The organism is Cupriavidus sp. WGlv3 (assembly GCF_023952475.1).
Taxonomy (GTDB): Bacteria; Pseudomonadota; Gammaproteobacteria; order Burkholderiales; family Burkholderiaceae; genus Cupriavidus; species Cupriavidus phytorum.
In genome coordinates this window covers 410,277-430,552 of record NZ_JALHRX010000001.1, presented here as the reverse complement: position 1 = coordinate 430,552, position 20,276 = coordinate 410,277, and the positions used below count along the sequence as shown (strand labels likewise).

Annotated in this window: 20 protein-coding genes and 1 tRNA gene; 11 read left to right on the top strand and 10 right to left on the bottom strand. The window is 68.8% G+C overall.

All coding sequences use genetic code 11. The features are described 5' to 3' along the window. Nucleotides 1-73: 73 nt before the first annotated feature. Complete coding sequence (locus MKD38_RS02055) at nucleotides 74-2,362, top strand: xanthine dehydrogenase family protein molybdopterin-binding subunit (protein ID WP_252674423.1); 2,289 nt, start codon at nucleotides 74-76, stop codon at nucleotides 2,360-2,362. Between the two features lie 52 nt (nucleotides 2,363-2,414). On the opposite strand, the gene MKD38_RS02050 is transcribed toward MKD38_RS02055, so the two are convergent. Then, nucleotides 2,415-2,891 (bottom strand): MarR family winged helix-turn-helix transcriptional regulator, encoded by a 477-nt coding sequence (locus MKD38_RS02050; RefSeq protein WP_018007004.1) that lies wholly within the window; start codon nucleotides 2,889-2,891, stop codon nucleotides 2,415-2,417. A 194-nt stretch (nucleotides 2,892-3,085) separates the two neighbouring features. On the opposite strand from MKD38_RS02050, the gene MKD38_RS02045 reads away from it, so the two are divergent. The 4 genes from MKD38_RS02045 to MKD38_RS02030 are packed head-to-tail and all read left to right on the top strand — an operon-like array spanning nucleotide 3,086 to nucleotide 6,311. Continuing rightward, the gene (locus tag MKD38_RS02045) at nucleotides 3,086-3,985 is read left to right on the top strand and encodes a DMT family transporter (protein ID WP_252674422.1); all 900 of its coding nucleotides are present in this window, start codon (nucleotides 3,086-3,088) and stop codon (nucleotides 3,983-3,985) included. A 55-nt stretch (nucleotides 3,986-4,040) separates the two neighbouring features. Next, a complete protein-coding gene (locus MKD38_RS02040; RefSeq protein WP_012352178.1) occupies nucleotides 4,041-4,829 on the top strand; it encodes an SDR family oxidoreductase in 789 nt (262 codons plus the stop codon). Between the two features lie 46 nt (nucleotides 4,830-4,875). Next, nucleotides 4,876-5,283 carry a methylglyoxal synthase gene (locus MKD38_RS02035; protein WP_252674421.1) on the top strand — a complete coding sequence of 136 codons (408 nt, stop codon included), beginning with the start codon at nucleotides 4,876-4,878 and terminating at the stop codon, nucleotides 5,281-5,283. Between the two features lie 50 nt (nucleotides 5,284-5,333). Continuing rightward, complete coding sequence (locus tag MKD38_RS02030; RefSeq protein WP_252674420.1) at nucleotides 5,334-6,311, top strand: quinone oxidoreductase family protein; 978 nt, start codon at nucleotides 5,334-5,336, stop codon at nucleotides 6,309-6,311. Between the two features lie 71 nt (nucleotides 6,312-6,382). Here MKD38_RS02030 and MKD38_RS02025 read toward each other — a convergent pair whose 3' ends face one another. The 6 genes from MKD38_RS02025 to MKD38_RS02000 form a co-directional block, all read right to left on the bottom strand. Then, entirely contained in the window at nucleotides 6,383-6,676 is a 294-nt protein-coding gene (locus tag MKD38_RS02025) for a YkvA family protein (protein WP_092308282.1), read from the bottom strand. A gap of 100 nt (nucleotides 6,677-6,776) precedes the next feature. Next, a complete protein-coding gene (locus MKD38_RS02020; RefSeq protein ID WP_115706340.1) occupies nucleotides 6,777-7,922 on the bottom strand; it encodes a BMP family ABC transporter substrate-binding protein in 1,146 nt (381 codons plus the stop codon). A gap of 54 nt (nucleotides 7,923-7,976) precedes the next feature. After that, complete coding sequence (locus tag MKD38_RS02015; RefSeq protein WP_252674419.1) at nucleotides 7,977-8,897, bottom strand: ABC transporter permease; 921 nt, start codon at nucleotides 8,895-8,897, stop codon at nucleotides 7,977-7,979. An 18-nt stretch (nucleotides 8,898-8,915) separates the two neighbouring features. Continuing rightward, nucleotides 8,916-10,025: an ABC transporter permease gene (locus tag MKD38_RS02010; protein WP_252674418.1), complete on the bottom strand. Its 1,110-nt coding sequence runs from the start codon at nucleotides 10,023-10,025 to the stop codon at nucleotides 8,916-8,918. Then, a complete protein-coding gene (locus MKD38_RS02005; RefSeq protein ID WP_252674417.1) occupies nucleotides 10,018-11,586 on the bottom strand; it encodes an ABC transporter ATP-binding protein in 1,569 nt (522 codons plus the stop codon). Before MKD38_RS02005 ends, MKD38_RS02010 begins: the two co-directional genes overlap by 8 nt. A gap of 296 nt (nucleotides 11,587-11,882) precedes the next feature. Beyond that, nucleotides 11,883-12,800, bottom strand: coding sequence for a pirin family protein (locus MKD38_RS02000; RefSeq protein ID WP_252674416.1), 918 nt, complete (start codon nucleotides 12,798-12,800; stop codon nucleotides 11,883-11,885). A 671-nt stretch (nucleotides 12,801-13,471) separates the two neighbouring features. Between MKD38_RS02000 and MKD38_RS01995 the strand changes: the two genes are divergently transcribed. From MKD38_RS01995 to MKD38_RS01975, 5 genes are read left to right on the top strand one after another with little or no spacing between them, the layout of a single operon-like run. Next, the gene (locus tag MKD38_RS01995) at nucleotides 13,472-14,188 is read left to right on the top strand and encodes an ABC transporter permease (protein ID WP_252674415.1); all 717 of its coding nucleotides are present in this window, start codon (nucleotides 13,472-13,474) and stop codon (nucleotides 14,186-14,188) included. Between the two features lie 26 nt (nucleotides 14,189-14,214). After that, nucleotides 14,215-15,147, top strand: a complete 933-nt coding sequence (locus MKD38_RS01990; RefSeq protein WP_252674414.1) for a glycine betaine ABC transporter substrate-binding protein — start codon at nucleotides 14,215-14,217, stop codon at nucleotides 15,145-15,147. A 10-nt stretch (nucleotides 15,148-15,157) separates the two neighbouring features. Then, complete coding sequence (locus tag MKD38_RS01985; protein ID WP_252674413.1) at nucleotides 15,158-15,808, top strand: ABC transporter permease; 651 nt, start codon at nucleotides 15,158-15,160, stop codon at nucleotides 15,806-15,808. Further along, nucleotides 15,805-16,980, top strand: a complete 1,176-nt coding sequence (locus MKD38_RS01980; protein ID WP_252674412.1) for an osmoprotectant ABC transporter ATP-binding protein OsmV — start codon at nucleotides 15,805-15,807, stop codon at nucleotides 16,978-16,980. Before MKD38_RS01985 ends, MKD38_RS01980 begins: the two co-directional genes overlap by 4 nt. Before the next feature lie 52 nt (nucleotides 16,981-17,032). After that, nucleotides 17,033-17,407: a hypothetical protein gene (locus MKD38_RS01975; protein WP_252674411.1), complete on the top strand. Its 375-nt coding sequence runs from the start codon at nucleotides 17,033-17,035 to the stop codon at nucleotides 17,405-17,407. Between the two features lie 43 nt (nucleotides 17,408-17,450). Here MKD38_RS01975 and MKD38_RS01970 read toward each other — a convergent pair. Next, nucleotides 17,451-17,540, bottom strand: a tRNA-Ser gene (locus tag MKD38_RS01970). A 294-nt stretch (nucleotides 17,541-17,834) separates the two neighbouring features. Between MKD38_RS01970 and MKD38_RS01965 the strand changes: the two genes are divergently transcribed. Beyond that, nucleotides 17,835-18,344 carry an outer membrane lipoprotein gene (locus MKD38_RS01965; protein WP_252674668.1) on the top strand — a complete coding sequence of 170 codons (510 nt, stop codon included), beginning with the start codon at nucleotides 17,835-17,837 and terminating at the stop codon, nucleotides 18,342-18,344. A gap of 80 nt (nucleotides 18,345-18,424) precedes the next feature. Here the strand turns inward: MKD38_RS01965 and hemW are convergent, their stop codons facing one another. Further along, on the bottom strand, nucleotides 18,425-19,657 hold the full coding sequence (gene hemW, locus MKD38_RS01960; protein ID WP_252674410.1) for a radical SAM family heme chaperone HemW: 1,233 nt from the start codon (nucleotides 19,655-19,657) through the stop codon (nucleotides 18,425-18,427). Continuing rightward, nucleotides 19,654-20,271, bottom strand: coding sequence for an RdgB/HAM1 family non-canonical purine NTP pyrophosphatase (gene rdgB, locus MKD38_RS01955; RefSeq protein WP_252674409.1), 618 nt, complete (start codon nucleotides 20,269-20,271; stop codon nucleotides 19,654-19,656). The genes hemW and rdgB overlap by 4 nt, the downstream gene beginning before the upstream one ends. Nucleotides 20,272-20,276 lie beyond the last annotated feature (5 nt).

The window sequence follows — 20,276 nt, the reverse complement described above, 5'->3', positions numbered from 1 at the left end:
GTGCCTGTTGGCGCAGTATAACGGTGGCCCGGTTTGGCCAGATCAGGTGAGCGGTGACGGAGAGAATGAAACGATGACGGCAACGCAGCTGCAACCCCCGGCACAGGCCGACGCCGCCACGCCACGCGCACTGCGGCTGGCGCTGCTGCAGGCCACCGGCGTGCTGCTGGTGACGCGCGCCCCGCAGGCGGCCGCGCGCCCGGCGCCGGGCCAGCCCGGCGCGGCGTCGGACTATGTGCCCGCGCTGCCGGACCTGTTTATCGCCGTGCGCGACAGCGGCGAGGTGCTGGCCTTCAACGGCCACGTCGACCTCGGCACCGGCATCCGCACCGCGCTGGCGCAGATCGTCGCCGAAGAACTCGATGTACCCCTCGATCACGTGCGCATGGTGCTGGGCCATACCGAGGCCACGCCCAACCAGGGCCCGACCATCGCCAGCGCCTCGATCCAGATCTCGGCGCTGCCGCTGCGCCGCGCGGCGGCCCAGGCGCGCGCGTGGCTGCTGGCGCGCGCGGCGCTGCAGCTCGGCGTCGACGCCTCCGCGCTGGAAGCGGAGAGCGGCGTATTCCGCGTGCGCGGCACGCAGGCCAGCATCCGTTACGCCGCGCTGGTGGCCGGCGAGCACGTAGAGCTGCCGCTGGCCGAAGACGTGCCGGTCAAGCCGGTCGAGTCCTACCGCATCGTCGGCCGCGCGGCGCCGCGCGTCGATATCCCCGACAAGGCGCGCGGGGCGCTGACCTTCGTCCACGACGTGCGCGTCCCCGGCATGCTGCACGGCCGCGTGGTGCGCCCACCGTATGCCGGGCGCGACAGCGGCACCTTCGTCGGCAACAGTCTGCTGGCCATCGACCGCGATTCGGTGCGCGACTTGCCCGGCCTGGTCGAGGTGGTGGTGCAGGGCGACTTTGTCGGCGTGGTGGCCGAGCGCGAGGAATATGCGGTGCAGGCCGCGCGCCGGCTGCGCGTTCACTGGAAGCCGGTGCCGCCGTTGCCCGCGCTGGACGACCCGGAGCCGGCGCTGCGCGCTAACCCGGCCACGCGGCGCGAGCTGCTGAGCGAGGGCAACCTGCCCGCCGGCGGCGCCGGTACGGTATTGCAGCGTCGCTACGTGTGGCCGTACCAGATGCACGGCTCCATCGGCCCGTCCTGCGCCGTGGCCGACTGGCACGACGAGGGCCTGACGGTATGGTCCGGCACGCAGAACCCGCACATGCTGCGTATCGACCTGTCCAGGCTGTGCGGGCTCGGCGAGGACAGCATCGAGATCGTGCGCATGGAGGCCGCCGGCTGCTACGGCCGCAATTGTGCCGACGACGTCTGCGCCGACGCCGCGCTGCTGTCGCGTGCGGTGGGGCGGCCGGTGCGCGTGCAGCTGTCGCGCGAGCAGGAACACTTGTGGGAGCCCAAGGGCGCGGCCCAGCTGATGGATGTCAGCGCCACGCTCGGCGCCGATGGCGCGCTGCTCGGCTACGACTTCACCAGCCGCTATCCGTCCAACGACGCGCCCACGCTGGCGCTGGTGCTGACCGGAGTCGTGCCCAACGCGCCGCGCACGCTTGAGATGGGCGACCGCACCGCGGTGCCGCCCTACGCGTATGCCGCACGCCGCATCGGCTGCGACGACACGCCGGCGATCGTGCGCGCGTCGTGGCTGCGCGGCGTGTCGGCGCTGCCCAATGCGTTCGCGCACGAGAGCGTGATCGACGAGCTGGCGGCGGAGGCGGGCGCCGATCCGGTGGAATTCCGCCTGCGCCACCTGCCGGATGAACGCGCCGCGGATTTGCTGCGCGCCGTCGCCGACGCGGCCGGCTGGCAGCGCGGCGCGGCCGGAGCGCGCGGCGTGCCGGATGCCGAAGGACGGCTGCGCGGCCGGGGCGTGGCCTACGCGCGCTACATCCACAGCCGTTTTCCCGGCTTCGGCGCGGCCTGGGCCGCGTGGGTGGTGGACCTGTCCGTGGACGCGGGCACGGGCCGCATCACCATCGACAAGGTGGTGGTGGGGCAGGACACCGGCATGGTCGTCAATCCCGACGGCGTGCGCCACCAGGTCCACGGCAATGTGGTGCAGACCCTCAGCCGCGTGCTGAAGGAGCAGGTCCGCTTCGATGCCGACGGTGTCGCCAGCCGCGAATGGGGCAGCTATCCGCTGCTGACCTTCCCGGAAATCCCGCCGATCGAGGTGGTGCTGATGCCGCGCCAGTCAGAGCCGCCGCTAGGCGCGGGCGAATCGGCCTCGCTGCCGGGCGCGCCGGCGATTGCCAATGCATTGTTCGATGCGCTGGGGGTGCGCCTGCGCCGGCCGCCGTTCGTGCCGGAGACGGTGCTGGCGGCGATGGCATCGATGTCCGCAAACAAAAGCTGATTGTGTACTCCCTCTCCCGCAAGCGGGAGAGGGGAGAAAACCCTCGGCGGCGCTAGCCGCCATTCCCCTCGTCAATCTCGCTCATCTTGCGCAGCAGGTAAGTCACCGCCACGCGCTCGGCCGGATTCAGGCTGCCGAAGGTCTGCTCCGAGATTTCCTTCGCGAACGGCACGGTCTCGTCGATCAGGGCCAGCCCGGCGGGCGTGACCGTCACAACCACCTTGCGCCGGTCGTTGGGATCATGCGAGACCGCGATCAGCTTGCGCGACTTGAGCCGGTCGATGATGCCGCGCACCGTGGCCTGGTCGATCGCGGTCGCGCGCACCACCTCGTTCATCGAACACGGCTGCCGGTCGCGCACCGCGCACAGCACCACGAACTGCGCCGCGGTCAGCTGTGAATCGGGGATGGTCTGCTGGAAGATCGCCACATGGCGCTGGTAGGCGCGCCGCAGCAGGTGGCCCACCTGCTCGGTGAAGTCATAGTCGGCGGCGGGCTTGCCGGAAGGCGTGTCGGCGGGCTGGGGCACGAAGCAGGCGCGGTGGCTGAAGGTGACCCAGAGTATACCGAGGAAGGCCGCAAAACAGGTGGCGCGCGCGGCCGGGGCGGCGTCCGATGCCCTCGCGCCTTTTCGAATACAATCGTCGGGTCGTTTTGCGGGGCCGCCGTGCCGGTCCGCTTTCCCCCGTATTCTTCGTGCCCGCCTCCCACAAGTCTCTCGCCATGCCCGCCGCGCTGCCTTCGCCGCAGCGCTCCGGTCTCGTCATCGCCGCCGTGGGCGCGGTGCTGTTTTCGGCCAAGGCGATCGTCGCCAAGCTGATGTACCGCTACAACGTCGATGCCGTGATGGTGATCACGCTGCGCATGCTGTTCGCGGTGCCGCTGTTCATGGCGATCGGCTGGTGGCAGTCGCGCCGGCTGGCGCCGCTGTCGTGGGCCGACCGGGGCCGGGTGGTGTTTCTCGGCTTTATCGGCTACTACCTGTCCAGCTTCCTGGACTTCATAGGGCTGCAGTACATCACCGCCGGACTGGAGCGGCTGATCCTGTTCCTGACGCCGTCGTTCGTGCTGCTGGCTACGGCGCTGCTGTTGCGCCGGCCGATCGGCAGGCACCAGTGGCTGTCGCTGCTGCTGGCCTATGCCGGCATCGTGCTGGTGTTCGCGCATGACCTCGATGTCAGCGGCAGCCAGGTGTGGCTGGGCGGCGCGCTGGTGCTGGGCAGCGCCATCACCTATGGTATCTACCTGATCCTGAGCGGCGAGCTGGTGCGGCGCATCGGTTCGCTGCGGCTGGTGGCGTATGCCATGTGCGTGTCGACCGCCTGCTGCGTGATCCAGTACCTGGTGCTGGGCCGGCCGCTGGCGGAGCTGGCGCAGCCGGCGCCGGTGTTGTGGCTGTCGCTGGTCAACGCGGTGTTCTGCACCGTGCTGCCGGTGTCGCTGACCATGGTGGCGGTGTCGCGCATCGGCGCGCCGATGGCGTCGCAGGCCGGCATGATCGGGCCGGTGTCGACGCTGCTGCTGGCCTTCTGGCTGCTCGGCGAGCCCGTCAGCGGTGTGCAGCTGACCGGCAGCGCGCTGGTGCTGGGCGGCATGTACTTGCTGTCGGCAAGGAAAAACTGATTTGCGGGCCCGCCCGGCGCGGGTCCGTCACAGACAACAGACTAGGGAGAAACACATGGATCTGGGACTGCGCGGCAAGCATGCGCTGGTATGCGGCGCCAGCAAGGGCCTGGGCTTCGCCTGCGCCGACGCGCTGGCGGCCGAGGGCGTCGACGTGGTGATCGTGGCGCGCGGCGCCGAGGCGCTGGAAAAGGCCGCGGCCGACCTGCGCGCGCGCCATGGCCGCCGCGTGATCGCGGTGGCGACCGACATCACCACGCCCGAGGGCCGCAAGGCGGCGCTGGACGCCGCCGCCAAACTCGGCGACCTCGACATCCTGGTCAACAACGCCGGCGGCCCGCCGCCGGGCAATTTCCGCGACTGGGAGCGCAGCGACTGGCTGGCCGCGCTTGACGCCAACATGCTGACCCCGATCGAGCTGATCAAGGCTACCGTCGATGGCATGATCGCGCGCAAGTGGGGCCGCATCATCAATATCACCAGCGGCGCGGTCAAGGCGCCGATCGATGTGCTGGGCCTGTCCAACGGCGCGCGCTCCGGCCTGACCGGCTTCGTTGCCGGCGTCGCGCGCGAAGTGGCGCAGCACGGCGTCACCATCAACAACCTGCTGCCGGGGCCGTTCAATACCGACCGGCTGTTCAAGACCATGGAAGGCGGCGCGAAGAAGGCCGGCCTGAGCGTCGAGGAAGTGGCGCAGCGCCGCGCCGCGGCCAACCCGTCGCGCCGCTTCGGCGAGCCGGCCGAGTTCGGCGCCACCTGCGCTTTCCTGTGCAGCCGCCATGCCGGCTACATCACCGGCCAGAACATCCTGCTCGACGGCGGCGCTTTCCCTGGCACGTTCTGACCAGCAGTTTCCTCCCGTTTCCCGTACCTCGCAAAAGGACGCCCTGATGACCCGGCCCCGTATGCCCCGCATAGCGCTGATCGCCCATGACCACAAGAAGGACGACATCGTCGCCTTCGCCGCACGCCATCGCGACTTCCTGTCGCAGTGCGAACTGCTTGCCACCGGCACCACCGGCGGGCGCCTGATCGACGAAGTCGGGCTCGACGTTTCGCGCATGCTGTCGGGGCCGTGGGGCGGCGACCTGCAGATCGGCGCGCAGCTGGCCGAAGGGCGCGTCAGCGCGGTGGTGTTCCTGCGCGACCCGATGACGCCGCAGCCGCACGAACCCGATATCAACGCGCTGGTGCGCGCCTGCGACGTGCACAACGTGCCGTGCGCGACCAACGTGGCCAGCGCCGAGCTGCTGCTGGCCGGGCTTGCGCGCGAGAACGGCGCGGCGCAGGCCGGCTGAAATTCCACGCATTCCCGATCGATGCCTCACCAAAACAAGGAGCGACGCAGATGAGCAAAGCCATCCGGATCGAGCAGACCGGCGGTCCCGAAGTCATGCAGTGGGTCGATGTACAGGTGGGCGACCCCGGCCCCGGCGAAGTGCGCGTGCGCCACGAGGCGGTGGGCCTGAACTATATCGATGTCTATTTCCGCACCGGGCTGTACAAGCAGCCGCTGCCGGGCGGGCTGGGCATGGAAGGCGCCGGCGTGGTCGAGGCGGTGGGCGAGGGCGTGCGCCACGTGGCCGTGGGCGACCGCGTGGCCTATGCCGGCCGTCCCACCGGCGCCTACGCGCAGGTGCGGGTAATGCCGGCCGACATCGTGGTGCGGCTGCCCGATGCGATCCCGTTCGACACCGCCGCGGCAATGATGCTGCAGGGCCTGACGGCACAGTACCTGATCCGCGACAGCTACAAGGTGCAGCCGGGCGACACCGTGCTGCTGCACGCGGCCGCGGGCGGCGTCGGGCTGATCGCGTGCCAGTGGCTGAAGGCGCTGGGCGTGACCGTGATCGGCACCGTCGGCAGCGACGAAAAGGCCGAACTGGCGCGCGCCAACGGCTGCGCCCACACCATCGTCTATACGCGCGAGTCGTTCGTCGAGCGGGTGCGGGAGATCACCAACGGCAAGGGCGTGCCGGCGGTCTATGACTCGATCGGCGCGGATACTTTCCGCGGCTCGCTCGACTGCCTGGCGCCGCGCGGCACCATGGTCAGCTTCGGCAACGCCTCGGGTCCGGTGCCGCCGTTCGACCTGTCGGTGCTGGGCAACAAGGGCTCGCTGCGGCTGACGCGGCCGACGCTGATGACCTACGTGGTGCACCGCGAACTGCTCGAGCCGATGGTGGCCGACCTGTTCGACGCCGTCACCACCGGCAAGGTCAAGGTCGACATCCGCCAGCGCTACGCGCTGTCCGAGGTGGCGCAGGCGCACCGCGACCTGGAAGCGCGCAAGACCACCGGCTCGACCATCCTGCTGCCGCACTGAAAGCGTTCTGCGCGTGAATTAAAAAAATCCCCGGGACACGCGGTGTCCCGGGGATTTTTTTGTTGGTTGCTTCAGTGCGGCCGGACCGTGGTGGCGGTGGCGCGCGCCTGCGCCTGGCGCAGGATATGCGGCGGCAGGCGCTTCAGGATCAGGTGGACGGCCAGCGGGATCAGCACCACGTCGTCGACCAGCCCCAGGCCGGCAACCACGTCGGGCACGAGGTCGATCGGCGAGATCGCGTAGAACAGCAGGCCGATGGCGGCGGGCTTGAGCCACGCGGGCGCATCCGGATGGCGCAGCGCGTACCAGAACAGGCGGCCGTCGCGGCGAACCAGCGTCCACAGGGCCGAAAAACGCTTCAACATGAGAGGCCTCCTTCACATGGCGGGCGCCCGAGACCGGCGCATACGCAGAGAGGTTGGGCCGGTCTCGCGGGCTTCAAGTTCCGGAGGTGCGCGCAGATGCTCAACCCGGGATTTTCCCTTCCACGCCCTCGACATAGAACTTCACGCCGTGCAGGAATTTGTCGTCGGCGACCTGGTCCTTGGCCAGCTGTTCCTTGCCGGTGTTGTCCTTGATCGGACCCTTCCAGATCGGTGCGGTGCCGTCGATGATGCCCTTCTTGCGTTCGTCGACCAGGGCCTTGACCTCAGCCGGCACGTCGGCGTTGTAGCTCTTCAGGTCGATCATGCCTTCCTTCAGGCCCCACCACGTGGTGCTGTTCTTCCACTGGTTGTTCAGCACGTCTTCCACCACCTTGTTGTAGTAGACGCCCCACGAGATCACCGACGCGGCCAGGTGGGCCTTGTCGCCGAACTTGGTCATGTCGCTGTCCCAGCCGAAGGCATGCACACCCTTCTCCTGCGCGGTCTGCACCACGGCGGCGGAGTCGGTGTTCTGCATCAGCATGTCGACGCCCTGGCCGATCAGCGTGGTCGCGGCTTCGCGTTCCTTGCCCGGATCGAACCACTTGTTGACCCACACCACCTTGACCGTGGCGTTGGGGTTGACGCTGCGCGCGCCCAGCGTGAACGAGTCGATGTTGCGGATCACCTCGGGGATGGGCACCGACGCCACCACCCCCATCTTGCCGGTCTTGCTCATCTTGCCGGCGACCACGCCCGCCAGGTAGGCGCCTTCATAGGTGCGCACGTCGTACTGGGCCAGGTTGGCGGCGGTCTTGAAGCCGGTGGCGTGCTCGAACTTCACGTCCGGGAATTCCTTCGCCACCTTGAGCATCGACTCCATGTAACCGAAGGTGGTGCCGAAGATCAGCTTGTTGCCCTGGCTGGCCAGGTCGCGGAACACGCGCTCGGCATCGGCGGCGGATTCGGGCACGTTCTCGACGAAGGTGGTCTTGACCTTGTTGCCGAACTTCTCTTCGACCGCCTTGCGGCCGTTGTCATGCGCAAAGGTCCAGCCGGCATCGCCGACCGGGCCGATATAGACGAAGGCGACCTTGAGCGGCTCGGCCGCCTGCCCGGCAGCGGGCGCGGAAGCGGCGCCGGCGGGTTCGGCGGGCTTGTCGGCCTCTTTCTTGCCGCAGCCGGCCAGGGCCAGCACGGCGGTGGCGGCCAGCGCCGCCAGGGTCTTCCTGCGCGTGACGATCATGATTTTTCCTTTAGTGAATGGTTGATGGCTCGGGGATTTCCGTCAGAAAAACGATCAGGCGTTGCCGGGGCGGAACGGCTTGCCCAGCGACGCCGGCATGTTCAGGCGTATCCACGCCGGATTGCGCGAGATCAGCGCCAGCACCACGATGGTGGCGGCGTAGGGCAGCATCGACAGGAACTGCGACGGCACCGACACGCCCACGCCTTGCAGGTAGAACTGCAGGATGGTCACGGCGCCGAACAGCCACGCGCCCACCAGCACGCGGCCCGGGCGCCAGGTGGCAAAGGTGGTCAGCGCCAGCGCGATCCAGCCGCGGCCCGCGACCAGGTTCTCGACCCACATCGGGGTGTAGACCAGCGACAGGTAGGCGCCCGCCAGCCCGCAGCAGGCGCCGCCGAACAGCAGCGCGCCGAAGCGGATGGTGCGCACCGGGTAGCCCAGCGCATGCGCGGACTCGGGCGATTCACCGATCGCGCGCAGCGTCAGCCCGGCGCGCGAGCGGAACAGGAACCACATGATGGCGAAGCACAGCAGCAGGCTGAAATACACCATCCAGTGATGCTGGAAGAACGCCGGACCGACGAAGGGCAGGTCGGCCAGTCCCGGCACGGCCTTGGCCTGCGCCGGCATGGCGAAACCGACGAAGCGCTGGCCCATGAAGGCCGACAGGCCGGTGCCGAAGATCGACAGCGCCAGTCCGGTGGCGACCTGGTTGGTGGCCAGCACCAGCGCCAGCCACGAGAACAGCGTGGCCATCAGCATGCCGGCCAGCGCGCCGGCGGCGAAGCCGAGCAGCGGCGACTGGGTCTGATAGCCGACCATGAAGCCGGCCACCGCGGCGACCAGCATCATGCCTTCGGCGCCCAGGTTGAGCACGCCCGAGCGTTCGTTGATCAGCAGGCCCAGCGCCGCCAGCAGCAGCGGCGTGCCGGCGTTGATGGCGGTGGCGATGAGGGGGGCGAGTTGTTCCATGTTCTTGGTGGGCTCCGCTCAGGCCGTGGTGGCGCGCCAGCGCAGGCGGTTGTCGATCAGCGTGTCGCACGCCAGCAGGAAAAACAGCAGCATGCCCTGGAACACCCAGCCGAGCGCCGAAGGCAGGCCCAGGCGCGACTGCGCCATCTCGCCGCCGATATAGAACAGCGACATCATGATGCCGCCGAACACGGTGCCGACCGGATGCAGCCGCCCGATAAAGGCGACGATGATGGCGGTGAAGCCATAGCCCGGCGAGATCGACGGCAGCAGCTGCCCGATCGGCCCGACCACTTCGAACGCGCCCGCCAGGCCGGCGGTGGCGCCCGAGATCAGCAGCGCGCTCCACAGCGCGCTGCGCGCCGAGAAGCCCGCATAGCGCGCCGCCGCCGGCGCGGTGCCGCCGACCTGCAGCCGGTAGCCGGCGAAGCTGCGGAACACGAACACCGTCATCACCGCCACCAGCAGCAGCATCACCACAAAGCCGGCATGCAGCCGCGAACCCGACATCAGGTTGGGCAGCAGGTACTCGGACGAGAACACCTTCGATTGCGGGAAGTTCATGCCGTTGGGATCCTTCAGCGGTCCGTTGACCACCCACAGCAGCAGCTGCTGCGCGATATAGGTCAGCATCAGCGAGACCAGGATCTCGTTGGCGTTGAAGCGGTCCTTGAGCAGCGCGGTGAGCGAGGCCCACGCCATGCCGCCGGCGATGCCGGCGAGCGACGCCAGCACCAGCACCACGGTGCCGTTCATGGTTTGTCCCGGCACATCGAAAACCAGCACCGCCGCGCCGGCGCAGATGCCGCCGGCGATCAGCTGGCCGTCGGCGCCGATATTCCACACGTTGGCGCGGTAGCACACCGACAGGCCCAGCGCGCACAGCACCAGCGGCACGGTCTTGAGCAGCACCTCGCCGATCGCACGCTGGTCGCGCAGCGGATCGGCCAGGAACACCTTGAGCGCGGCCACCGGATCCTTGCCGAGCGCCAGGAACAGCAGCGCCCCGAACAGCAGCGTCAGCGCCAGCGCCAGCACCGGCGAGGCGTAGGCCATGGCGCGCGAGGGCATGCCGCGCGGCGCCAGCGTCAGGGGGGAACGGGGCAGCAGGGTGCGCACATCAGCCATGGCTTGCCACCTCCATGCCTGCCTGGGCATGGGCCTGGGCCGGTCCGCCTGGCCACAAGCCGCTCATCCACAACCCGACCTGCTCGCGCGTGGCGGTCTCGGTCGGCAGCGATGGCGACAGCCGGCCCTTGGCAATCACGTGCAGCCGGTCGCAGATCGCGAACAGCTCGTCGAGCTCTTCCGACACCACCAGGATGGCGCAGCCGGTGGCCTTCAGCGCCAGGATCTCGTTGTGGATCTGCGCCGCGGCGCCGACGTCGACGCCCCAGGTGGGTTGCGCCACGATCAGCACCCTCGGGCCGCTTTCGATCTCGCGGCCGACGATGAATTTCTGCAGGTTGCCGCCCGACAGGCTGCGCGCCAGCGCGTGCGGCCCGCTGGCCTTGACGCGGAAGCGGTTGATCACCGCCGACGCCAGCCCGCTGGCGGCGCCGGGCGAGATCATGCCTTGCCGGACATAGGGCGGGGTCTGGTGCGATAACAGGATATTGGTGGCCAGGCTCATGCCCGGCACCGCGCCGCGGCCCAGGCGCTCTTCCGGCACGAAGGCCAGTCCGGCGCGGCGGCGCTGGCGCGCATCGAGGCGGCCCGCGGGCTTGCCATCGAGCTGCACCGAGGTGGCGTCGGCGCGCGTGTCCTCGCCGGACAGCGCGGCCAGCAATTCCTGCTGGCCGTTGCCCGAGACCCCGGCGATGCCGACGATCTCGCCCGCGTGGACATCGAGCGCAACCTGGCTCAGCTCGGTCGCGAACGCATGCGCGCGCGGCAGCGACAGGCCCTGCACGCTCAGGCGCACCGAGCCGCGCTGCGCGGCCACGCGCGCCTCGCGCGGCGGCTCGCCGCCGATCATCAGGCGCGACAGCGACGCTGCGGTTTCCTGGCGCGGATCGCACACGCCGGTGACCTTGCCCATGCGCATCACGGTGGCGTGATGGCACAGCGCGCGGATCTCGTCGAGCTTGTGGCTGATGTAGAGGATGCTGGTGCCTTCGGCGGCCAGCTGGCGCAGCGTGACGAACAGCGTTTCCACCGCCTGCGGCGTCAGCACCGAGGTGGGCTCGTCCAGGATCAGCAGCTGCGGGCTGGCCAGCAGCGCGCGCACGATCTCGACGCGCTGGCGCTCGCCCACCGACAGCGTGTGCACATGGCGGTTGGGCTCCAGCGGCAGGCCGTAGCGCTCGGCGGTGGCGCGGATGCGCTCGGCCAGCTGCTTCATGTTGCCCTGCTGGGCGGCCGGCAGGCCCAGCGCGATGTTTTCCGTGACGGTGAGCGTGTCGAACAGCGAGAAATGCTGGAACACCATGGCGATGCCCAGGTTGCGGGCGTCGTGCGGGCTGCCGATGCTGACCGGCGCCCCGTTGAAGTGCACCTCGCCGGCATCCGGACGAACCGCGCCGAAAATGATCTTCATCAGGGTGGACTTGCCGGCGCCGTTTTCACCCAGCACGGCATGGATCTCGCCGGGCGCAACGCTGAGGCTGACGTCGTCGTTGGCGACGACGCCCGGGTAGCGCTTGCTGATATGGGCCAGCGCCAGCCGGGGAGGGAGTTGTGATGTCACTGAGGCGGCTCGGGTTGTTGTTGTGGCAGCAACGGGGATGCGTCAAAGCGCGGCAGTGCGTGGCGCAGCATCGCCGCGACGCATTGCAGCATTCATCATCGGTTCGTGATGCCGGATATTGGTGACGAATTATATAAGTGCGCGGGGTCCGCAAGGCCCGAATCGGGCTGGTGTCCAGTCTGTGCAACGGATTGGCGGGTGGTTGCAAGTCGCATGCCGGCGCAGCACAAAAAAACCGCCGCCTCCTTGCCGGAGGCGGCGGTCTTGTGACGCTGGCGAGCAGATCGGACGCCGGATTACGCGCCCGTAGCAGTCGCAAACCGCCCATCCCGGAAATCCGCCAGAGTCTGGTAGATCTGCTCCTGCGTGTTCATCACGAACGGGCCGTACTGCGCGATCGGCTCGTTCAGCGGGCGGCCGGCGATCAGCAGGAAGCGCGCGTCGGCCTCGGCCCTGACGATGACGCCGTCAGCCTGGCCGGCGTTGTCCAGCACGCCCATGCGCTGCGCCGCGACCACGGCGCGGTCGTCGCCCGCGCCGACCGAGACTTCGCCGCGGTACACGTAGATAAAGGCGTTGTGCCCGGCCGGCAGCGCCTGCGCGAAGGACTGGCCGGCCGGCAGGTCGACGTCCAGGTAGACCGGCTCGGTCACCGGGCGCGTGATCGCGCCCCCCACGCCATGGCTGGCACCGGCCAGCACGCGTACCGTGGCGCCATGCTCCAGCGCCACCGTCGGGATCTCGGCGGCGGGCAGGTCGCGGTACCACGGCGCCGTCATCTTGTCGGCGGCCGGCAGGTTCAGCCACAGCTGGAAGCCTTCCATGCGGCCGTCCTCCTGCTCGGGCATTTCGGAGTGGACCACGCCGGCGCCCGCCACCATCCACTGCGCGCCGCCGTTCTGCAGCAGGCCCTCGTTGCCGGCGCTGTCGCGGTGGCGCATGCGCCCGGCCAGCATGTAGGTGATGGTCTCGAAGCCGCGGTGGGGGTGATCGGGGAAACCGCCGATGTAGTCGTCCTTGCTGTCGGTGCCGAAGGCATCGAGCATCAGGAACGGGTCCAGCCGGCGCTGCAGGTTTTGCGTCAGCACGCGCGTCAGCTTGACGCCGGCGCCGTCCGAGGTGGCGATGCCGCGCACCACGCGGTCGACGGTGCGCGAGCGCTGCACGCTTTCCGCGGCGGTGGCGGGAATGGTGGTGAGGGTACGGGTGTCCATGTCTTGCTCCTGTGGGGCGGTCCGCGGTGGCGTTGGCCGGCCGGTCCGTCGTTTCAGCTACCTCGTCAATTTAGTGGTTTGGCGGGGAAAGAGTAGAGGGCGCACGGGCAACAGATTGTTCTGCTGGTGCGCCAAGTCTTGTGAGCCGCTGTATTGATTTCAGAACGATCGCGGCGCTGCATGTGTCGTGTCCGGGGCCTCCGGCAGCGGCGCCGGGAAGCCCGAAAATCGGTGCCAGATCGTCCCCGGAAAGGCCAAAGATGACAAGATCGATGAAGATCGCTATAATAGCGCTCTCTTTGTCATCCGTTGATGCGAGAAGCAGGGTGGGTAAAAACCCGCCAGCCCTTGCCAGTCAACGGCCGATGGACCGGCGGCGCGTCGGAAAACTTCAATACTTGCGCTGCCACTGGCCAACCGTTCGCGATGTGCTTGCACCGCCGGTTGCGCCGCTTCAGGGACTGCCGTCCAACGGCATCCCGTCAATCGCGATTCCCCGCCCACGGCGGACGAATCCACAGACCGTCCGCCGGCAATCGTGCCGGTCATGGCGGCAATGCAATCTGAACCGGGCCTGGTGGCGCCCCATCTCCGCACGCACCAGCCCATATTGTTTTCCGTCGCCGGAAAGTGGCGTGCTGCGCGCTTTTTGGCCCGGAGGAGGGGAGAGTATGTCAAAGCAATCGGCACGGGCGCTGGCCTGGGCGGGATTGACGCTTGCCGCGCTGGTCGCACTGGTGGCGTGGATCGGCGTCGATGTGATTCGCCAGTACCAGGAGCGCCTGCTCTACGACGTCGGCGACCACCTGCGGCTGGTGGTGCTGTCGATGGCGCTGGCGCTGGCCACCGGCATCCCGGCGGGCATCGCGCTGAGCCGCCCGTGCATGCGCCGCTGGGCCGACCGGCTGATGCAGGTCTTCAATGTCGGCAATACCGTGCCGTCGCTGGCGGTGCTGGCCCTGGCGCTGGCCGTGCTCGGCATCGGCGAGCGGCCCGCCATCCTGGCGCTGTGGCTGGCCTCGCTGCTGCCGATCGTACGCAATACCTACGAGGGCCTGCGCAATGTCTCGCCCACGCTGCTGGAAGCGGCGCGCGGCATCGGCATGACGCCGGCCCAGCGCCTGCTGCGCGTGGAACTGCCCAACGCGCTGCCGGTGATGCTGGCCGGCATCCGCATCGCGCTGGTGATCAATGTCGGCACCGTGCCGCTGTCGTTTCTGATCGGCGCCAACAGCCTGGGCGAGCTGATCTTCCCGGGCATCTACCTGAACAACCAGCCGCTGCTGCTGCTGGGCGCCGCCGCCACCGCGCTGCTGGCGCTGGCGCTCGATGCACTGTTTGCCGCCGCCGGCCAGCTCTACCTGCGCCGCCGCGGCCTGGCGCACTGAACCGGGATACTGAAATGGAAAAGCAAATGCAATACATCCGCCGCCGCGCGCGCCGGGTGGTGTTGTTGGTGGCAGCGGTCACCGCCTTCGCCGCCGGCCTGGCGCTGGCCACCGCGCCCGAAGCCCGGGCCGCGGGCGCGCCCGTCCGTGTGGGCGGCAAGAACTTCACCGAACAGCTGCTGCTGTCTTCGATGACCACCAAGTACCTGCGCGCCAAGGGCTTCGACGCCGAGCTGACCGCCGGCCTGGGCAGCACGCTGATGCGCCAGGCCATGGAGAACGACCAGCTCGACGTGGTGTGGGATTACACCGGCACCGCGCTGATCGTGTTCAACAAGGTCGAGGAGAAGCTCGACGCGCAGGAAAGCTATGCGCGCGTCAAGCAGATGGACGGCGCGCGCGGGCTGGTGTGGCTGGACGCCTCGGGCATCAACAACACCTATGCGCTGGCGATGCCGAAGGAGCGCGCGGCCGCCAGCGGCGCGACCACGCTGTCGGCCTTTGCCGAGCAGATGCGCAAGGCCGGCGACGCCAGCCATCCGTTCGCCGTCGACATGGAATTCGCCGCGCGCCCGGACGGGCTGGAGCCGCTCAAGGCGCAGTACCAGCTGCCGTTTTCGCGCCGCGACGTGATCCAGCTCGATCCGGGCCTGGTCTACACCGCGCTGAAGAACAACCAGGTGGAACTAGGGCTGGTGTACGCCACCGACGGCCGCGTCAAGGGCTTCGACCTGGTGCTGCTCGAGGACGACCAGCACTTCTTCCCGCCGTACAACGCGGCGCCGGTGGTGCGCAAGCCAGTGCTCGATAAGCATCCGGAACTGGCGGGCCTGCTCAACGCACTCGCGGCCAGGCTCGACAACCAGAGCATGACCGAGATGAACTACAAGGTGGACATCGGCCAGCAGCCGGTTGACAAGGTGGCGGAGGACTTCCTGCGCGGCCACGGACTGATCTGAGGAGGGCCGCATGGACTTGTTCGCATACCTGCAACACAGCTGGCCCACGCTGCTGAAGCTGACCGGCGAGCACCTCGCGCTGGTGGGCTCGGCGGTGGGGCTGGCGATCCTGATCGGGGTGCCGCTGGGCATCCTGATCACGCGCTTCCGCGCGCTGGCGACGCCGCTGCTGGCGCTGGCGACGATCGTGCTGACGCTGCCGTCGATCGCGCTGTTCGGGCTGATGATCCCGATCTTCGCGCGCTTTGGCCATGCGCTCGGCTACGTGCCCGCGGTGACGGCGGTGTTCCTGTACTCGCTGCTGCCGATCATGCGCAACACCTATACCGCGCTGGCCAATGTCGACCCCGGCATCCAGGAAGCGGGCCGCGGCATCGGCATGACCACCTGGGAACGCATGCGGCTGGTGGACCTGCCGCTGGCGGTGCCGGTGATCCTTGGCGGCGTGCGCACCGCCGTGGTGATGAATATCGGGGTTGCCACCATTGCCGCCATCATCGGCGCGGGTGGCCTTGGGGTGCTGATCCTGCAGGCGATCAGCCAGAGCAACATGAGCAAGCTGGCGGTGGGCGCGGTCCTGGTCAGCCTGCTCGCCATCGTGGCGGACGCCTTCCTGCAGTGGTTGCAGCGGGCGCTGACGCCGAAGGGGATCCGTCTATGATCGAACTCGACCAACTCACCAAGTCCTTCCCGCAGAAAGACGGCACCGAGATGCGCGCCGTCGACGCCGTCTCGCTGACGGTGCCGCGCGGCGAGATCTGCGTCTTCCTGGGCCCGTCGGGCTGCGGCAAGACCACCACGCTGAAGATGATCAACCGGCTGATCGAGCCGACCTCGGGCACGGTGCGCATCGAAGGCGAGGATACGCGCGGCCTCGACGGCGTGACCCTGCGCCGCAAGATCGGCTACGTGATCCAGCAGATCGGCCTGTTCCCCAACATGACCATCGAAGAGAACATCATGGTGGTGCCGCGCCTGCTGGGCTGGGACAAGAAGCAGTGCCGCGAACGCGCGCGCGAGCTGATGGCGATGGTGCAGCTCGATCCCGTCCGGCTGCTGTCGCGCTATCCGCGCGAGCTGTCCGGCGGCCAGCAGCAGCGCATCGGCGTGATCCGCGCGCTGGCGGCCGACGCGCCGCTGCTGCTGATGGACGAGCCCTTCGGCGCGGTCGATCCGATCAACCGCGAGAGCATCCAGAACGAATTCCTGCAGATGCAGCGCCAGCTCGGCAAGACCGTGATCATGGTCTCGCACGATATCGACGAGGCGATCAAGCTGGCCGACAAGGTCGCGGTGTTCCGCCGCGGCAAGCTGGTGCAGTTCGACCACCCCGACGCGCTGCTGGCGCACCCGGCCGATGAGTTCGTGCAGGCCTTCGTCGGCCATGACAACACGCTCAAGCGGCTGCTGCTGGTGCGCGCCGGCGATGCCGCCACCATGCCCCCGAGCTGCCATCCGGGCATGCCGCTGGCCGAGGCGCTCGCCGTGATGGACGACGCCGACGTGCGCCACCTGCCGGTGGTGGACGACGCGCAGGTGGCGCTGGGCTACGTCACGCGCCGCGACGCGCGGTCGGGCCAGGGCACATGCCGCGAGGTAATGCGCCCGTTCGCCGCCACGGCCGCGTTCGACGAGCACCTGCGCATCGTGCTGTCGCGCATGTACCAGCACAACACCAGCTGGCTGCCGGTGATGGGCGCCGACGGCGCCTACCTGGGCGAGGTCACGCAGGAATCGATCGCCGGCTACCTGAGCTCGGGCCGCTCGCGCGGCCAGGCCGGCGCGCGGGCGACCCTGGCTGCAGCGGCCGCGCCGCTGCGCGCAGCCGCCTGAGCGCGCAGCCAGACCGCACGCGCGGGCACGGCCGGCGCGCTATGCTAGAGGCATGCTCCGCTGCTGCCGCTCGCCCCTGTGCCTGGTCATCGAAACCCGCTGGCTGATCCCGCGCGGGTTTGACGGCTTCACGCCCGGTCCGCTGATCCTGCTGCGCCCCGGCGCCACCCAGGCGCTGATCGAGCATGAGAAGGTCCACGTGCGCCAGTTCTGGCGCAGCTGGGGCCTGATGGGCGTGCTCTACCTGGCCAGCCGGCGCTGGCGCCTGCGCTATGAAGTCGAGGCCTACCGCGAGCAGTTGCGGCACAGCCCTCCGGGCGCGGCCCGCGGGCTGGCGCGCGTGCTGGCCACGAAATACCGGCTGCGAATCTCCGAGGCCGAAGCCTACCGGCTGCTGAAGCAAGGCTTGCACGACGACGCCCAATGAAAAACGGCCCGCACCAGTCGCTGGTGCGGGCCGTTTTCTTGTCTGGCGGAAGCGGTGAGATTCGAACTCACGGATGGGTCACCCCATCGGCAGTTTTCAAGACTGCTGCCTTAAACCACTCGGCCACGCTTCCGGAAAAGGGCGGGCATTGTAGCGCGAAAGGGCGGGGCCTCCGGCGCATTGCCGCATGCAGACGCAACGGTCTGGCCGCGCATTATACAAGGCCCGCGCGCCCTGATGGCGACTTGCGTCGCGGCTCGGGCGCAGCCGCAGTTGCTGCCACATCCTCTGCTGTGCTGTCGGACTCTGTCTGACATGGCGGAACCTTCATATCGCGCCAGCGCTCATATGGTCGTACCGGGCACTGCGGTGTGTGCCGCATCCCCGGCTTTCGCCTGGCAACAGAGGAGAACTCAAAATGCGCAAAATGCGAACCCCTAGCAAAACATGGCTGATCGTTCCGGTGGCCGCGGCGGCTGCGCTGGCCGGTTGTGCGGCGCCGTACAACAGCGGCTACGACCAGGGCTACAACACCGGCTACAACGCGCCGCCCCCGGGTTACCAGAACCCGCACACCTCGCAGGCACCGGCCGGCGCGGTATACTACGGCCGCGTGGAATCGATCGAGCCGGTCACCACCACGCAAGGCAGCTCGGGCCTGCTGGGCACCGTGATCGGCGGCGCCGCGGGCGGCCTGCTGGGCCACCAGATCGGCGGCGGGAGCGGCCAGACCGCGGCGACCATCGGCGGTGCCGTGGTCGGCGCCGTGGCCGGCAACCAGATCGAGAAGCGTGCGGGCAGCAATACGCAGACGGCCTATCGCGTCAACGTGCGGCTCGATGACGGCCGCCTCGCCACGGTGACGCAGTCCAACCTGGGCAGCCTGCAAGTGGGCATGCGTGCGCGCGTGGCCAACGACATGGCCACGCCGTACTGACCTGCCAGCCTGACGTTTGCCAGAAGTGAAAGGCCACGCGCTAGCGTGGCCTTTTTTTATCGCTGCCGGCATGGGGCCGCTCAGTCTTTCAGGAACATCTCCTGCAGGTCGTTGAGGAAGCGCCGGCCCAGTTCGGTGGGGCGGATCGTGGTCAGGTCGGCTTCCAGCAGACCCTTTTTCTCGGCCTCGGCCAGCTGCTTGCTGATGGTGTGCAGCGGCAGCCCGGTGTAGTCGTGGAAGCTCGAGGCCGGTACGCCGTTGGTCAGGCGCAGCGCATTGAGCATGAACTCGAACGGCAATTCGTCGGCGCCGACGTCGCGCGCCTCCTGCACCGCGTTGCCGGCCATGGCCTGCGCCATGTAGGTTGCCGGATGCTTGTGCCGCATCTGGCGCAGCACGCGCTGGGGGAACGACAGCTTGCCGTGCGCGCCGGCGCCGATGCCGAGGTAGTCGCCGAAGCGCCAGTAGTTGAGGTTGTGGCGCGCCTCGCGATGCGGCTTCGCGTAGGCCGAGGTCTCGTAGTGCCGATAGCCCGCCGCTGCGGTGCGCGCTTCGATCCAGTCCTGCATCTCGTACGCCGTGTCGTCGTCGGGCAATGCCGGCGGAAACTTCGCGAACAGCGTGTTCGGCTCCAGCGTCAGGTGGTACAGCGACAGGTGCGTGGTGCCGCAGGCCAGCGCGGCTTCGACGTCCGCCTGGCATTCCTGCAGGGTCTGGCCGGGCAGCGCGTACATCAGGTCCAGGTTGATGTTGTCGAAGCTGGCCTGGGCGATGTCGATGGCGCGGCGCGCTTCGGTGCCGCCATGGATGCGGCCCAGTGCCTGCAGGTGCCGGTCATTGAAGCTCTGGATGCCGATCGACAGCCGGTTGATGCCGCTGGCGCGGTAGCTGGCGAACTTGTCGGCTTCGAAGGTGCCGGGATTGGCCTCCATCGTGATCTCGGCATCGGCGTCGAGCGGCAGCAGGGCGCGGATATCCGACAGCAGCCGGTCCATGCCCGCCGCCGACAGCAGGCTGGGCGTGCCGCCGCCGATAAAGACGGTATGCACCGGACGGCCCCATACCAGCGGCAACGACTGCTCCAGGTCCGCGCGCAGCGCGTCCAGGTAAAGGTCTTCCGGAATCTCGTGGTTGTCGGCGCCGGGCGCGGCGTGCGAGTTGAAATCGCAATACGGGCACTTGCGCACGCACCACGGGATATGCACGTACAGCGACAGCGGCGGCGAGCCGGGCAGGCTGATCTGCCCGGGCTTGAGCCACAGCTGCTTGCTGTCGACGGGCACGGACGCGGAGGCCGGTACGATCGGAATCATCGGGTGGCAAGCTCCGCGGCCTCGGCCTGCAGCCGGGCCACCAGGGCGCGCAGCGCCTGGGCACGGTGGCTGACGCGGTTCTTCTCTTCCGGCGGCAGCTCGGCCGCGGTCTTGCCCAGCGCCGGCAGCAGGAAGTGTGGGTCGTAGCCGAAGCCGCCCGCACCGCGCGGCGCGTCGACGACCTCGCCATGCCACACCCCTTCGGCGATGATCGGGCACGGGTCATCGGCGTGGCGCACGAACACCAGCACGCAGTAGTAGTACGCGTGCCGGTTCAGCTTGCCGGCCAGCTGCGAGACCAGGTAGGCGTTGTTGGCGGTGTCCGACCTGGCCTGTCCTGCCATCTGCGCATAGCGCGCGGAATAGACCCCGGGCGCGCCGCCCAGCGCCTGCACGCAGATGCCGGAGTCGTCGGCCAGCGCGGGCAGGCCTGACAGCCGGCTGGCATGGCGCGCCTTGGCCAGCGCGTTCTCGACGAAAGTGGCAAAGGGCTCTTCGGCCTCGGGGATGCCGAGCTCGCCCTGCGTCATCACGTCAAAGCCGAGCGGAGCCAGCAGCGCGCCGAACTCGCGCAGCTTGCCGGGATTGTTGGAGGCCAGTACCAGGCGTTGCATCGCGC

Coding starts and splice junctions, on each gene's coding strand:
- MKD38_RS01995 (WP_252674415.1), top strand. CDS start 13,472: ATGTCAAAGCAATCGGCACGGGCGCTGGCCTGGGCGGGATTGACGCTT.
- MKD38_RS02030 (WP_252674420.1), top strand. CDS start 5,334: ATGAGCAAAGCCATCCGGATCGAGCAGACCGGCGGTCCCGAAGTCATG.
- MKD38_RS02010 (WP_252674418.1), bottom strand. CDS start 10,025: ATGGCTGATGTGCGCACCCTGCTGCCCCGTTCCCCCCTGACGCTGGCG.
- MKD38_RS02045 (WP_252674422.1), top strand. CDS start 3,086: ATGCCCGCCGCGCTGCCTTCGCCGCAGCGCTCCGGTCTCGTCATCGCC.
- hemW (WP_252674410.1), bottom strand. CDS start 19,657: ATGATTCCGATCGTACCGGCCTCCGCGTCCGTGCCCGTCGACAGCAAG.
- MKD38_RS01975 (WP_252674411.1), top strand. CDS start 17,033: ATGCTCCGCTGCTGCCGCTCGCCCCTGTGCCTGGTCATCGAAACCCGC.
- MKD38_RS02035 (WP_252674421.1), top strand. CDS start 4,876: ATGACCCGGCCCCGTATGCCCCGCATAGCGCTGATCGCCCATGACCAC.
- MKD38_RS02055 (WP_252674423.1), top strand. CDS start 74: ATGACGGCAACGCAGCTGCAACCCCCGGCACAGGCCGACGCCGCCACG.
- MKD38_RS02040 (WP_012352178.1), top strand. CDS start 4,041: ATGGATCTGGGACTGCGCGGCAAGCATGCGCTGGTATGCGGCGCCAGC.
- MKD38_RS01985 (WP_252674413.1), top strand. CDS start 15,158: ATGGACTTGTTCGCATACCTGCAACACAGCTGGCCCACGCTGCTGAAG.
- MKD38_RS01965 (WP_252674668.1), top strand. CDS start 17,835: ATGCGAACCCCTAGCAAAACATGGCTGATCGTTCCGGTGGCCGCGGCG.
- MKD38_RS02025 (WP_092308282.1), bottom strand. CDS start 6,676: ATGTTGAAGCGTTTTTCGGCCCTGTGGACGCTGGTTCGCCGCGACGGC.
- MKD38_RS02000 (WP_252674416.1), bottom strand. CDS start 12,800: ATGGACACCCGTACCCTCACCACCATTCCCGCCACCGCCGCGGAAAGC.
- MKD38_RS01980 (WP_252674412.1), top strand. CDS start 15,805: ATGATCGAACTCGACCAACTCACCAAGTCCTTCCCGCAGAAAGACGGC.
- rdgB (WP_252674409.1), bottom strand. CDS start 20,271: ATGCAACGCCTGGTACTGGCCTCCAACAATCCCGGCAAGCTGCGCGAG.
- MKD38_RS01990 (WP_252674414.1), top strand. CDS start 14,215: ATGCAATACATCCGCCGCCGCGCGCGCCGGGTGGTGTTGTTGGTGGCA.
- MKD38_RS02020 (WP_115706340.1), bottom strand. CDS start 7,922: ATGATCGTCACGCGCAGGAAGACCCTGGCGGCGCTGGCCGCCACCGCC.
- MKD38_RS02015 (WP_252674419.1), bottom strand. CDS start 8,897: ATGGAACAACTCGCCCCCCTCATCGCCACCGCCATCAACGCCGGCACG.